Raw genomic sequence first — 13,611 nt, 5'->3', positions numbered from 1 at the left:
ACCGTACGTCGTCGGGCCAGTCGGTGGTGCAGTGCGCGGCGGTCAGGAACGTGTCCGCGTCGATCATGGTGCCGGAGCAGACCCAGTCGACCCGGTCGGGGGTCGCGGGGTTGTCGTCGTCGTCCCAGGTGGCCACGAGCGCGCCGACCTCGGTGCGTTCGGGGGCGGGGGTGGCGTTGTAGGAGTTGATGGCGGAGGACGGCAGCGCGGTGGCGAGCACGGCTGCGCTGGCCGCCGCGGTGACGGCGAAGGCGCGTACGGAGGTCAAGAGAAACCCTTCGGCGGTTGGGACGGGTCTTCTCCTGTGGGGGTGGAGCGCCAGTGAAGCCTCCGGGGGCGGCCGCGACAAGAGCGCGCCCGCCCCTCCAGGGTTTTCCCTACGTCCGGAGCCTTGGGGTCAGCCCGCGGACCGGATGAGCTCCTCGTCGGCCGGCCGCACGTCACGCAGCATGCAGGTGAGCCGTGCGGTGCACACGCGCTTGTCGTGCTCGTCGGTGATGACGATCTCGTACGTGGCGGTCGAGCGCCCCCGGTGCACGGGCGTGGCCACACCGGTGACCAGGCCGGAGCGCACCCCGCGGTGGTGGGTGCAGTTCAGGTCGACGCCCACGGCGATCTTGGAGCTGCCGCCGTGCAGCATCGACCCGATCGAGCCCAGCGTCTCGGCCAGCACCGCGGAGGCCCCGCCGTGCAGCAGGCCGTAGGGCTGGGTGTTGCCCTCCACCGGCATCGTCCCGACGACCCGGTCCGCCGACGCCTCGGAGATCTGGACGCCCATCCGGTTCCCGAGATGGCCCGCGGAGAAGAGGGCCAGGAGGTCCACTCCGAGCGCCGCGTACTCGTCGATGACCTCTTGCGGGAACTTCACATGCTGCTGCTCACCCATGGGGCCCGGCTCCGTTCGTCCTCATCGCTCGGCTGCGTCTCTCGCTGAGCGAACGCTCAGTCGGTGGCCGATTGTTCCAGACGCACCACGACGGACTTACTGGCCGGGGTGTTACTGGTGTCCGCCGTGGCGTCCAGCGGCACCAGCACGTTGGTCTCCGGGTAGTACGCGGCGGCGCAGCCCCGGGCCGTCGGGTAGTGCACCACGCGGAAACCGGGCGCCCTGCGCTCCACGCCGTCCTTCCACTCGCCGACCAGGTCTACGTAACCGCCGTCGGCCAGCTTCAGGGCCCGGGCGTCCTCGGGGTTGACCAGCACCACCCGGCGGCCGTTCTTGATGCCGCGGTAGCGGTCGTCGAGGCCGTAGATCGTGGTGTTGTACTGGTCGTGCGAGCGCAGTGTCTGCAGCAGCAGGCGGCCCTCGGGCAGCTCCGGGTACTCCACGGGCGCGGCGGTGAAGTTGGCCTTGCCGGTGGCCGTGGGGAAGCGGCGCTCGTCGCGCGGGGCGTGGGGGAGCGCGAAACCGCCGGGCCGGGCCACGCGCGCGTTGAAGTCCTCGAAGCCGGGGATCACGCGCGCGATGCGGTCCCGGATCGTCGCGTAGTCCTTCTCGAACTCCTCCCAGGGCGTGGCGCTGCTCTCGCCCAGCACGCGGCGGGCCAGGCGGCAGACGATGGCCGGCTCGGACAGCAGCTGCCGGCTCGCGGGCTCCAGCCGGCCCCGGGAGGCGTGCACCATGCCCATCGAGTCCTCCACGGTCACGAACTGCTCTCCGCTGCCCTGGAGATCGCGTTCGGTGCGGCCGAGCGTCGGGAGGATCAGGGCCCGCGCGCCGGTGATCGCATGCGAGCGGTTCAGCTTCGTCGACACGTGCACGGTCAGCCGGGCCCGGCGCATGGCCGCCTCGGTGACGTCCGTGTCGGGGGAGGCGGAGACGAAGTTGCCGCCCATGGCAAAGAAGACCTTCGCCTCGCCGTCGCGCAGCGCGCGGATGGCCCGTACGACGTCGTAACCGTGCTCGCGCGGCGGGGCGAAGCCGAACTCCTTCTCCAGGGCGTCCAGGAACGCCGGCGCGGGGCGTTCGAAGATGCCCATGGTGCGGTCGCCCTGCACGTTCGAGTGGCCGCGCACCGGGCACACGCCCGCGCCCGGGCGGCCGATGTTGCCGCGCAGGAGAAGGAAGTTGACCACTTCGCGGATCGTGGGAACGGAGTGCTTGTGCTGGGTGAGGCCCATGGCCCAGCAGACGATGGTGCGCTCGGAGGCGAGGACCATGCGCAGGGCCTTCTCGATGTCCTCCCGGGTCAGACCGGTCGCCCTGAGCGTCTCGTCCCAGTCGGCGGCGCGGGCGGCCTCGGCGAACTCCTCGTAGCCGTGGGTGTGTTCCCGTACGAACGCCTCGTCGACCGCGCCCTCGGTGTCGAGGATCAGCTTGTTGAGAAGGCGGAAGAGGGCCTGGTCGCCGCCGATGCGGATCTGCAGGAACAGGTCGGTGAGGTCGGCGCCCTTGAGCATGCCCTGCGGGGTCTGCGGGTTCTTGAAACGCTCCAGGCCCGCCTCGGGCAGCGGGTTGACGCTGATGATGTTCGCCCCGCCCGCCTTGGCCTTCTCCAGGGCGGAGAGCATGCGCGGGTGGTTCGTGCCCGGGTTCTGGCCGGCGACGATGATCAGGTCGGCCTTGTACAGGTCCTCCAGCAGGACGCTGCCCTTGCCGATGCCGATGGTCTCGGAGAGCGCCGACCCGGACGACTCGTGGCACATGTTCGAGCAGTCGGGCAGGTTGTTCGTGCCGAGCTCGCGGGCGAAGAGCTGGTAGAGGAACGCTGCCTCGTTGCTGGTGCGGCCGGAGGTGTAGAAGAGGGCCTCGTCGGGGGAGTCGAGGGCGGCGATCTCCTCGGCGACGATGTCGAAGGCGCGCTCCCAGGTGACCGGCTCGTAGTGCGTGCCCCCGTCGGGCAGGTACATGGGGTGGGTGAGGCGGCCCTGCTGTCCCAGCCAGTAGCCGCTGCGGCCGGCCAGGTCGGCGACCGGGTGCGCGGCGAAGAACTCGGGCGTCACCCGGCGCAGGGTGGCCTCCTCGGCGACGGCCTTCGCGCCGTTCTCGCAGAACTCCGCCTTGTGCCGGTGCTCCGGCTCGGGCCAGGCACAGCCCGGGCAGTCGAAGCCGTCCTTCTGGTTCACGCTCAGCAGTGTCAGCGCGGTGCGCCTCACACCCATCTGCTGCTGGGCGATGCGCAGCGTGTGCCCGATCGCCGGGATCCCCGCTGCGGCGTGCTTCGGTCCGGCGACCTGTGGCGCGTCCTGAACCGGATCACTCTTGGGCGGCTTCGACACCATCGCACGCTCCCCTTCGACTGCGCAGTGAGGTCCGCGTCAGATCCTCGCACGGGGTGGTGACATCGGTGCCGGGGCGGGTGCCGGCTGTGTGCGCGGGCACATCGGGCGACGGCCGGGGTTCTCGCCGGTGAGCGTCGCCGGCGGCCGGAGAGGGGGCCCGGCGGCGTTGGAGAGGGGACCGGCGGCGTTGGAGAGGGGCCCGGCGGCCGGGCGGACGGGGTCGGCCGCGGTGTCCCGGGGTGCCGGCCGGAGCCGGGGGCGGGGCCGAGTGTCAGTGGGGCGTGGCAGGATCGGGGGCGTGGCAGAGACAGCATCGAAGACGACCGACCAGACCTCCGGCGGCAGCCGCCCGCGACTGATGCTCATGGACGGGCACTCGCTGGCCTACCGCGCGTTCTTCGCGCTGCCCGCGGAGAACTTCACCACCGCGACGGGCCAGCCCACGAACGCGATCTACGGCTTCGCGTCGATGCTGGCCAACACGCTGCGTGACGAGGCGCCCACGCACTTCGCGGTCGCCTTCGACGTCTCCCGCAAGACCTGGCGGTCTCAGGAGTTCACGGAGTACAAGGCCAACCGCTCCAAGACCCCGGACGAGTTCAAGGGCCAGGTCGACCTGATCTGCGAGCTCCTCGACGCGATGGGCGCCGCCCGCTTCGCGGTGGACGGCTTCGAGGCCGACGACGTCATCGCCACCCTCGCCACCCAGGCCGAGGCCGAGGGATTTGACGTACTGATCGTCACCGGCGACCGCGACTCCTTCCAGCTGGTCAGCGAGCACACCACGGTGCTGTACCCGACCAAGGGCGTCTCCGAGCTGACCCGCTTCACCCCGGAGAAGGTGTTCGAGAAGTACGGGTTGACGCCCGCGCAGTACCCCGACTTCGCGGCCCTGCGCGGCGACCCCTCCGACAACCTCCCCGGCATCCCCGGCGTCGGTGAGAAGACCGCCGCGAAGTGGATCAACCAGTTCGGCTCCTTCGCGGAACTCGTCGAGCGCGTGGAAGAGGTCAAGGGCAAGGCCGGCCAGAACCTCCGCGACCACCTGGAAGCGGTCAAGCTCAACCGCCGGCTCACCGAGCTGGAGCGCCGGGTGGAGCTCCCCAAGGGCGTCACCGACCTGGAGCGGGCCGCCTACGACCGCAAGGCCGTCGCGATGGTCCTCGACACCCTGGAGATCCGCAACCCCTCGCTGCGCGAGCGTCTCTTCGCCGTCGACCCCGGCGCAGAGGAGGCCGAGACCACCCCGATCAGCACGGAGGGCGTGCAGCTCGACGGCACGGTGCTCGGCACCGGCGAGCTCACCGGCTGGCTCAGCGAGCACGGCACCCAGCCCCTCGGTATCGCCACCGTCGACACCTGGGCGCTCGGCACCGGGTCGGTCGCCGAGATCGCGCTCGCCGCCCCCGGCGGACCGGCCGCCTGGTTCGACCCCTCCCAGCTGGACGAGGCCGACGAGAGGGCCTTCGCGGCCTGGCTCGCCGACGCCGCCCGGCCCAAGATCCTCCACAACGCCAAGGGCGCCATGCGTGTCTTCGCCGAGCACGGCTGGAGCGTCGAGGGCGTCACCATGGACACCGCGCTCGCCGCCTACCTGGTCAAGCCGGGCCGCCGCTCCTTCGACCTGGACGCGCTCTCCCTCGAGTACCTGCACCGCGAGCTGGCCCCCGCCGCCGAGGCCGACGGACAGCTCGCCTTCGGTGAGGACGAGGGAGCCGAGGCCGAGGCCCTGATGATCCAGGCCCGTGCCGTCCTGGACCTGGGCGAGGCCTTCGAGAGCCGCCTGGAGGAGGTGGGCGCCGCCGACCTCCTGCGGGACATGGAGCTGCCCACGTCCGCGCTGCTCGCCCGCATGGAGCGGCACGGCATCGCGGCCGACCGGGCCCACCTGGAGGCCATGGAGCAGATGTTCGCCGGTGCCGTCCAGCAGGCGGTGAAGGAGGCCCACGCCGCGGCCGGGCACGAGTTCAACCTGGGCTCACCCAAGCAGCTCCAGGAGGTCCTCTTCGGCGAGCTCGCCCTGCCCAAGACGAAGCGCACCAAGACCGGCTACACCACGGACGCCGACGCCCTCGCCTGGCTCGCCGGACAGACGGACAACGAGCTGCCGGTGATCATGCTCCGCCACCGCGAGCAGGCCAAGCTCCGCGTCACCGTCGAGGGCCTGATCAAGACCATCGCCGCCGACGGCCGTATCCACACCACGTTCAACCAGACGGTCGCCGCCACCGGCCGCCTGTCCTCCACGGACCCGAACCTGCAGAACATCCCGGTCCGCACCGACGAGGGCCGCGCGATCCGCCGCGGCTTCGTCGTCGGCGAGGGCTTCGAGTCCCTGATGACGGCCGACTACAGCCAGATCGAACTGCGCGTGATGGCCCACCTCTCCGAGGACGAGGGCCTGATCGAGGCGTTCACCTCGGGCGAGGACCTGCACACCACGGCCGCCTCACAGGTCTTCGCGGTCGAGCCGACCGCGGTCGACGCCGAGATGCGCCGCAAGATCAAGGCCATGTCGTACGGCCTGGCCTACGGCCTCTCGGCCTTCGGCCTCTCCCAGCAGCTGAACATCGAGGCGGCGGAGGCGCGCGCCCTGATGGACGCGTACTTCGAGCGGTTCGGCGGCGTACGGGACTATCTGCGCCGGGCGGTCGACGAGGCCCGCGCGACGGGCTACACGGCGACGCTCTTCGGACGCCGCCGCTATCTCCCCGACCTCAACAGCGACAACCGCCAGCGCCGCGAGGCGGCCGAGCGGATGGCACTCAACGCGCCCATCCAGGGCACGGCGGCCGACATCGTCAAGATCGCCATGCTCAACGTGGACAGCGCGCTGAAGGACGCCGGTCTGACGTCCCGCATGCTGCTCCAGGTCCACGACGAAATCGTCCTGGAGGTCGCCCCCGGGGAGCGCGCCACCGCCGAGGAACTCGTCCGCCGCGAAATGGCGAACGCGGTCCAGCTCCGCGTCCCCCTGGGCGTCTCGGTGGGCTCGGGCCCGGACTGGGAGTCGGCAGCGCACTAGTACAACTCGGAACGGATGGAGGGGCCCTCGGCAAGAGCACGGCCGGGGGCACCGCTCCCTGCCGAGCACGGCATCGCCGGCAACGGCTGGTACTTCGCCGGTAGCAGCCGGGCAAAGTTCCCGTGCCGGAGGCGTCACTCGCGTGGCCTCCGAGAAGGCGCCCGTGCTCCCGGCGGTCGCAAGGAAGCGGGCATGGGCATACGCACGCTCCTCCGCCGTACGGCAACAGGCGTGGCACCCTCGCAGGTCCCGCCCTTCGCGGTCGCCGCGAGCACGGTCCGCGTCCCCGCCACCCTCACCCCGGCCCTGCGCCGGGCGACGGAGAATCTTCGGCGGCACCTGGCCCCCGAACAGCGACCGGCAGGCCTCACCGGGGCCGACACCCCCACCGCGCCACGCCCGGGCAGCGCCGGCCACCTCGGCGGCACCGAACCCGCAGCCCCCGGCAACGCCAGGATCTCCCTCGGCCGTCCCCGTCCCTGGGCCGGCCTGGCCCGCGGCTACCTGACCCTCGTCCTCGCGCTGTCACCACGGCCCCGCCCCGCAGCCGTCACGACGACCACCGACCCCCTCAGCGAGCGGCCGGACGGCTCGGCTCCGCGTCGTCGGCGCGGCCGGGACCGGCCGGCACCGGGACCGGACGGCGCACCCTGACCCCCACGGCGTACAGCAGCAGCGCCGGGACCAGCCCCGCACCCGCGCCGAAGCACACCGTCGGAATGATCTCCCAGGGCTTCGCGACCGAGCCCCAGTAGGCCCACCAGTGCGCGGCCCGCTGCACCGCCCCCAACAGCGCGAAGCCACCGATCACCGCACCGGCCGCCCACCTGTCCCGCGCCGCCAGCACCGGGATGCCCACCGGCTCGCGCACCGGAATCCGCCGCAGCCCGTACGCCACGAACGCGGCGATCACGACGGCGGCCACCGCCGAACCGCCGTACTGCAGGTACCAGTAGAGCGGCGAGCCCGCCACCTCCCGGCCCAGCACCGGGAACAGCCGCATCCCCCACCGGTCCAGGTGCGTGAACGCGTCCCACACGACATGCGTCAGCGCGCCGAGCACCGCGGACACGTACCACCGCACCACCAGGGACGTCCGCACCCGCGCGCGTGGCACACCGCATCGCAACAGCGTGGCCACCGGCCCCTGCCGGGCCCGCGGCAACAGCGCCACCAGCGGCTCGCGCACCAGCAGCCACAGCCCCACCAGCGCCCAGGCGATGAGCACATCGACCGTGAACACCCCCGGCAGGGAGTGCGTCACGTCACCGAACTCCATCGCCCCGGACACCGCACTCGCCGCGTAGTAGGTCATGTCGGGCGCGAAGGAGCCCGCCACGAGCACGGCGGGCACCAGCGGCCCGCGTCCGGTGCCGTCGGCGCGTACGGCGGGCAGCACGGCCGCGGCATGGCTCAGCGTGAACGGCAACTCGGCTCCTCGTGACGGTGGTTGCCCGGGCGGTCGGAGGGCCCAGTATGCGGGATCCCGAACACCGGCCGCCCGCCACGCCCGCCACATGACCAACTGGTGAAAATCGGGCACGAACGGGTGCCCGAGCAAAGGAAGTTGTCGTAGGGTCGCCAGGGTCACCGTGCCCCGGGCCGGAGACACGGGCCGGGGAAACACGGTCCGGAGGGCAACCACTCGGCCCTCTCGGTCGTCACAACAGAGCGAACGCAACAGAAGACCGCGAACGCAACACGAGCGTGCGAACGCGGCACGGCAGCGCGCGACACACGGAGAGAAGGACGCTCGGGCGTCCACGGGAGGGGTTCACTCTATGGCGGCGCAATTCGGCAGGAGGCTGCGCAAGGGGGCGGCAACCACCGCCGTGGCCGCGGTAGCGGTCGCGGCCCTGTCCGCCTCACAGGCTCCGGGGGTGAACGACCACGGCAGACGCACCGCCGCGGACGCCATACCCTCACCCGACGCGAGCACCTCCGACGGCGGCGCCACCGGCAACTCGCCCTACTACACGGACCTGCCGCCGCTCAACAGCCCGAACCCGTCACCGAGCACCGGAACCGGACCCGTCACCCCCGGCACCACCGAGGCGGGCATCCCCGCCACCGTCCTCGACGCCTACAAGAAGGCCGAGACCGCCCTGCGCGAGGCCAAGCCCGGCTGCAACCTGCCCTGGCAACTCCTCGCGGCCATCGGCCGGGTCGAGTCGGGCCAGGCCCGCGGCGGCCGCGTGAGCGCCGACGGCACCACCACCTCGCCGATCCTCGGCCCGCAGCTCGACGGCAACGGCTTCGCCCTCATCAAGGACACCGACAACGGCGCCTACGACGGCAACAGCGACTACGACCAGGCCGTCGGTCCGATGCAGTTCATCCCGTCCACCTGGGCCTGGGCGGGCCGCGACGGCAACGACGACGGCAAGAAGGACCCCAACAACGTCTACGACGCCGCGCTCGCGGCCGGCCACTACCTGTGCCGCAACAACTGGGACCTGTCCGACCAGAGGGACCTCGACCGCGCGATCCTCAGTTACAACAACTCGCGTGAGTACCTGAACCTCGTCATGAGGTGGCTGGAGTACTACCGCAAGGGCACGCACGAGATCCCCGACGGCACCGGCACCCTGCCCAACAACCGCAGCGACAACGGGGCCGGGGCGAGCCCCACCCCCGCCACGCCCTCCACGCCCGGCACCACCCCGAAGACCCAGGCTCCGGGCGGCTCGACGCCCAAGCCCAGCCCCAGGCCCGACAAGCCCGGCGGGGGCGGCACCACGACCCCGAAGCCCCCCACCACCACCCCGCCCGGCACCCCGAGCACACCGCCCACGACGCCCCCCACCCCCACCGACACGGTGGACCACCTGGAGGGACGCCGGAACCGCGAAGCTCACCGCCATGGCCGGCGACGTGTTCGGCAAGCGGATCAGCACCCGCGCCGAGACGAAGGCCGGCAAGGTCGTCGCCAAGGTCCGGATCCGCTTCACGATCATCGGCGACACGGACACCACCTTCACCGGCGGCGAGAGTGTCGCCACGGTCGCCACCAACAGCTCCGGCGTGGCCGGCGCGCCCGCTCTGCAGGCGGGGGAGGATACGTCTGGTGTCACCGTCCGCGCCACCGTCGTGGGCCGTGCGGTCGGCCTCGACTACAAGGCCACCGTCACCGAACGCGCCGCGGACCAGCTCGCCCGCACCGGTGACGCCGCCCTGACCTGCACCCCGGGCGGCGAGTTCGCCAACCAGGTCGAGGTGAAGGCCACGTACCAGGGGGCCGTCGCGGACGGCGTCGCCGCCACCGCCACGCTGATCAAGTCGGAGGACGACCCGACCGCCAACGACAAGGGCCCCTACTTCAAGGACGCCGACGGCAAGGCCGTACGCACCCTGACGAGCCTGAAGACGGACGCCAAGGGCCTGCTGAAGCTGCCGAAGCTGTACGCGGACGACACCACCGGCACCTTCCTGCTCCGGGTCAGCACCGCGGGCGGCGCGACCCTCACCGTCGAACTGACCGTGGCGGCGGCCGAGACGTCCTCGCCGAGCCCGTCGGCCAGTCCCAGCGCGTAGCCCTCGAGTACGAGACACGAAGCCCCTCCTCACCGGGGAGGGGCTTCGTTGTGTGTGCAACGTGTTCTCATCTCCGCCGCCCGTTGCTACGGTGCCCAGAAACCTGACGGTGTATCAGCTCCATTCGTGGGGAGGCCCCGTATGCGCACCCTCGTCGCCGCCGCCACCGGTCTCGCCGTCGCGCTCGCCGTGGTCCTGACGCTGACCGCCCTCGGCGCCCCCTCCGGCGGGACGTCCCCGAAACCGCTGCTGACGACGGTGCCCGCACACCCCTGACCGCCCGCCCGGGAGGGAGGCCGAGATGCGCCGCAAGGCCGGCCTGGTCCTGCTCGCCCTCGCCGTGTTCTTCGCGGCGCTGTCCCCGCTGCTGCGCTGGTACGCCTTCCCGCGCCTCGCCAAGGTCCCCGCGAACCAGTACCAGGACATGGTCCTGGAGGCGAAGGACGCCACCCTCCTCGACTACGCCACGATGCGGGCGAGGAAGGTCTCCAAGGTCACCATCGTGCAGACCCTCAAGGGTGACGTCGAGGCATCCGAGCGCATCGAGGAGTCGGCCGGCCGGGACGTCGTCGTCTGGGACGGCCTGTCCTACGTCGTCGGCCCCGACGGCGAGATGGTGTCCAAGATCCCCGAGCGCTACATCTTCGACGCCCACACCCAGGAACCCGTCCACGCCACCGGCGAGATGGTCGACGGCGACCCGGTGCGCCGCCAGGGCATCGAGTTCAAGTGGCCTTTCCTCACGGAGAAGCGGGACTACGAGTACTTCGACGCCCAGGCCCGCGTCACCGCCCCCATCCGTTACAAGGGCACCCAGGACTTCCGCGGCCTGGAGGTCTACTACTTCGAGCAGACCATCCCCTGGACCAAGGTGAGGATCCCCGAGACCCTGCCCGTCGAGGGCCTCACCCCCGAGGCGGTCGCCAAGACCGGCACGACCCGCTGGTACACCACGGTCCGCAAGTTCTGGGTCGAACCCCTCACCGGCGCCCCCGTCTACGGCGAGGAACTCCACCGGGAGGAACTGCGCGGCGGCACCCTCCTCGGCGACCGCGACAAGGTGACGGCGTTCGCCGGGCACGTCAAGATGCGCGAGGACTACATCGACCACACGGTCGACCTCGTCAAGTCCAACCGCACCCTGGTCCTGCTGATGACGTCGTACCTGCCGTGGGGCTTCCTGGCCCTGGGCCTGTCGCTCCTCACCCTCTCCCTCCACCTGGAGGCGCGCGGCCGCAGGCCGGCCGGCCCCACTGCCACGGAGACCGAGGAGCCCTCGACGGTCAGCGCCTGAGCCGGGCGTTGGTGTGCCGGGTGGGCTCGGCGGCGGCCGGGTCCTCGGGCCACGGGTGTTTCGGATACCGCCCGCGCAGCTCCGCCCGTACGCCCTTGTAGCCGTCCTTCCAGAAGGAGGCGAGGTCGGCGGTGACCGCGGCCGGCCGCCCGGCCGGGGACAGCAGATGGACCAGCAGCGGCACCCCGGCGACCCGCGGCGACTCCTGGAGCCCGAACATCTCCTGCAGCTTCACCGCGAGCACCGGCTGCTCGGGCCGGGACCAGTCGATCCGGATCCTCGACCCGCTCGGCACGGTGATCCGCTCCGGGGCGAGTTCGTCGAGCCGGCCCGCCTCCCCGCAAGCCCAGGGCAGCAGCCGCGCGAGCGCCTCCCCGGCGTCGATCCGCGCCAGATCGGCCCGCCGCCGGGCCCGGCTCAGCTCCGGCTCCAGCCACTCCTCCACGCGCGCGTGGAGCGCCTCGTCGGTGACCTCGGGCCAGGGATCGCCGACACGCAGCCGCAGAAACGCGAGCCGCTGCCGCAGGACCTCGGCCTCGGTCGACCACCGCAGCAGCCCGAACCCCTCCTGCCGCAGCCCGTCGAGCAGCGCGCCACGCACGAGGCCGGGGTCGGCGTCCTTCAGCGGCCGCACCGCCAACTCCACGGCCCCCAGCCGCTCCACCCGCCGGGCCACGACGTCCCCGCCGTCCCAGTGCACCTCGTCCCGTTCGTCGAGCAGCGCACCCGCGGCGAGCCGGGCCACGTCCTCGTCGACGACGGCTCCCGACTGCACGCGCGCGTGCCCCTTGCCGACGGGCCGGTCGGCCACGGCCACGGCGATCCAGGGGGCACCACGCAGTCCACTCCCGTCACCGACCTCGGCACGGGTTCCGGAGACCATGAGGTACGACCCGCCGTCTGCCTTGGCGACACGCTCAGGAAAGGCGAGGGCGGCGACGAGGCCTGTCCGGCGATCCTCGGAGCTGCTGTCCCCACCCTCGACCCCGGCCGCTGGAGGGCGGTTACGGGCGGGTGGCTGGGAAATGTCCGCCACTACGGCCCGCAGCCGCCGAACCTCACCCCGCCACCGGGAGGAATAGGCGTCACCCCCACGCCGCGCACTGCGCAAGGCACCCGCCAGATCATCGCCGTACTCCCGAGGCGCCTCCTCACTCAGCAGAGCGACCACCTCCGAGGCCCGCTCGGCCCCCACCAACGGCATCGAGTCGACCAGCGCCCGTCCCAACCGCGGATGAAGCCCCAACCGCGACAGGGAAACCCCACGCTCCGTGGCCCGCCCGACGGAGTCGACCGCCCCGACAGCTCCCAGGATCTCCCGCGCCGCCGCCATACCCCCGGCGGGCGGCGGATCCAGCAGCGCCAGCCCCGACGCGTCCGGATCCCCCCAGCACGCCACCTGCAACGCGAACGCCGTCAGATCGGCCACCTTGATCTCCGGCGACGGAAAACGCGCCAGCCGCGCGTCCTCTGCCTCCGCCCAGCACCGGTACACCGCCCCCGGAGCCTCACGCCCGGCCCGGCCCGCCCGCTGCCGCCCGGCCGCCTGTGAGGCACGCACCGTCGTCAGCGCGCTCAGCCCGCGCGCGTGGTCGACACGAGGCTCCCGCGCCAGCCCGGAGTCGACGACCACCCGTACGCCCGGAACCGTCAGCGACGACTCCGCCACGGACGTCGTGAGCACCACCCGCCGCCGCTCCCCGCCCGCCAGCACCGCGTCCTGCACGGCCGCCGGCGCCCGCCCGTGCACCTGAAGCACCTCGACGTCCCCGAGCCCCCCGAGCTGCCCGGCGATCCGTGAGATCTCCCCGACGCCCGGAAGGAAACACAGCACGTCGCCGTCCCGTTCGGCCAGCGCCCGCCGCACCACCGACGCGACGTGCGTGAGCAGCGCCGGGTCGACCCGCATCCCGTGCGGCGGCCTGGGGGAGGGCCGCACCGGCGGCGCCCAGACGACCTCCACCGGATGCGAGGCCCCTCGCGCCTCCACCACCGGCGCCCCGCCCAGCAACCGCGCCCACCCTTGGGCGTCCGTCGTGGCCGAGGCGGCCACCAGCCGCAGCTCCGGCCGCAGCGTCTGCCGTACGTCCCACAGGAACGCCGCCGCGGTGTCCGCGTCCAGATGCCGCTCGTGGCATTCGTCGAGCAGCACCACGTCGACACCGGCGAGCTCCTGGTCCCGCTGCAACCGCTGCACCAGCACACCGGTGGTGACGACCTCCACGCGCGTGTGCCGCCCGACGACCCGTTCCCCGCGCACGGTGTAGCCGACGCTCTCGCCGGCCTTCTCGCCGAGCAGCCACGCCATCCGCCGCGCCGCCGCCCGGGCCGCGATCCGCCGCGGCTCGGCGACGACCACCCGCCGCTCGGGCCCCTCCCCGAGCAGCCCCGCGAGCTCCAGCGGCACCAGCGTCGTCTTGCCGGTGCCGGGGGGCGCCACGAGAACGGCGGTGCCGTGCCCGTCCAGGGCCTCGGTCAGATCGGGCAGGGCACCACGTACAGGAAGGGCTTCCAGGGCGTCGTAACGGATCACGCC

At 72.3% G+C, this 13,611-nt stretch carries 8 protein-coding genes and 2 pseudogenes; 5 read left to right on the top strand and 5 right to left on the bottom strand.

What is annotated here, in order from left to right; genetic code table 11:
- The 3 genes and pseudogenes from SSQG_RS09580 to SSQG_RS09570 form a co-directional block, all read right to left on the bottom strand.
- Positions 1-268 (bottom strand): annotated as a pseudogene (locus SSQG_RS09580) (trypsin-like serine protease); the annotation flags it as partial.
- 129 nt (positions 269-397) lie between these two features.
- Positions 398-886, bottom strand: a complete 489-nt coding sequence (locus SSQG_RS09575) for a PaaI family thioesterase (RefSeq protein WP_003989539.1) — start codon at positions 884-886, stop codon at positions 398-400.
- Between the two features lie 56 nt (positions 887-942).
- Positions 943-3,222, bottom strand: coding sequence for an FdhF/YdeP family oxidoreductase (locus SSQG_RS09570; protein ID WP_003989538.1), 2,280 nt, complete (start codon positions 3,220-3,222; stop codon positions 943-945).
- Positions 3,223-3,520: 298 nt separating this feature from the next.
- On the opposite strand from SSQG_RS09570, the gene polA reads away from it, so the two are divergent.
- Both polA and SSQG_RS09560 read left to right on the top strand, forming a co-directional pair.
- Positions 3,521-6,247, top strand: coding sequence for a DNA polymerase I (gene polA, locus SSQG_RS09565; RefSeq protein ID WP_039932236.1), 2,727 nt, complete (start codon positions 3,521-3,523; stop codon positions 6,245-6,247).
- A 192-nt stretch (positions 6,248-6,439) separates the two neighbouring features.
- The gene (locus SSQG_RS09560) at positions 6,440-6,901 is read left to right on the top strand and encodes a hypothetical protein (protein ID WP_052310253.1); all 462 of its coding nucleotides are present in this window, start codon (positions 6,440-6,442) and stop codon (positions 6,899-6,901) included.
- Here the strand turns inward: SSQG_RS09560 and SSQG_RS09555 are convergent.
- Positions 6,819-7,676: a DUF4184 family protein gene (locus SSQG_RS09555; RefSeq protein WP_039932234.1), complete on the bottom strand. Its 858-nt coding sequence runs from the start codon at positions 7,674-7,676 to the stop codon at positions 6,819-6,821. The two genes, SSQG_RS09560 and SSQG_RS09555, sit on opposite strands and share 83 nt — an antisense overlap.
- 352 nt (positions 7,677-8,028) lie before the next feature.
- On the opposite strand from SSQG_RS09555, the pseudogene SSQG_RS09550 reads away from it, so the two are divergent.
- The 3 genes and pseudogenes from SSQG_RS09550 to SSQG_RS09545 all read left to right on the top strand — a co-directional run bounded on the left by SSQG_RS09550 (position 8,029) and on the right by SSQG_RS09545 (position 11,075).
- Positions 8,029-9,781 (top strand): annotated as a pseudogene (locus SSQG_RS09550) (lytic transglycosylase domain-containing protein).
- 141 nt (positions 9,782-9,922) lie between these two features.
- A complete protein-coding gene (locus SSQG_RS40900) occupies positions 9,923-10,057 on the top strand; it encodes an SPW_0924 family protein (protein WP_106434158.1) in 135 nt (44 codons plus the stop codon).
- 25 nt (positions 10,058-10,082) lie between these two features.
- Positions 10,083-11,075: a DUF3068 domain-containing protein gene (locus SSQG_RS09545; RefSeq protein ID WP_039932233.1), complete on the top strand. Its 993-nt coding sequence runs from the start codon at positions 10,083-10,085 to the stop codon at positions 11,073-11,075.
- Here the strand turns inward: SSQG_RS09545 and hrpB are convergent.
- Positions 11,065-13,608 (bottom strand): ATP-dependent helicase HrpB, encoded by a 2,544-nt coding sequence (hrpB, locus tag SSQG_RS09540; RefSeq protein ID WP_003989531.1) that lies wholly within the window; start codon positions 13,606-13,608, stop codon positions 11,065-11,067. The genes SSQG_RS09545 and hrpB overlap by 11 nt on opposite strands.
- Positions 13,609-13,611 lie beyond the last annotated feature (3 nt).

The organism is Streptomyces viridochromogenes DSM 40736 (assembly GCF_000158955.1).
GTDB lineage: Bacteria > Actinomycetota > Actinomycetes > Streptomycetales > Streptomycetaceae > Streptomyces > Streptomyces venetus.
This window is presented reverse-complemented; position numbering and strand designations above follow the sequence as displayed.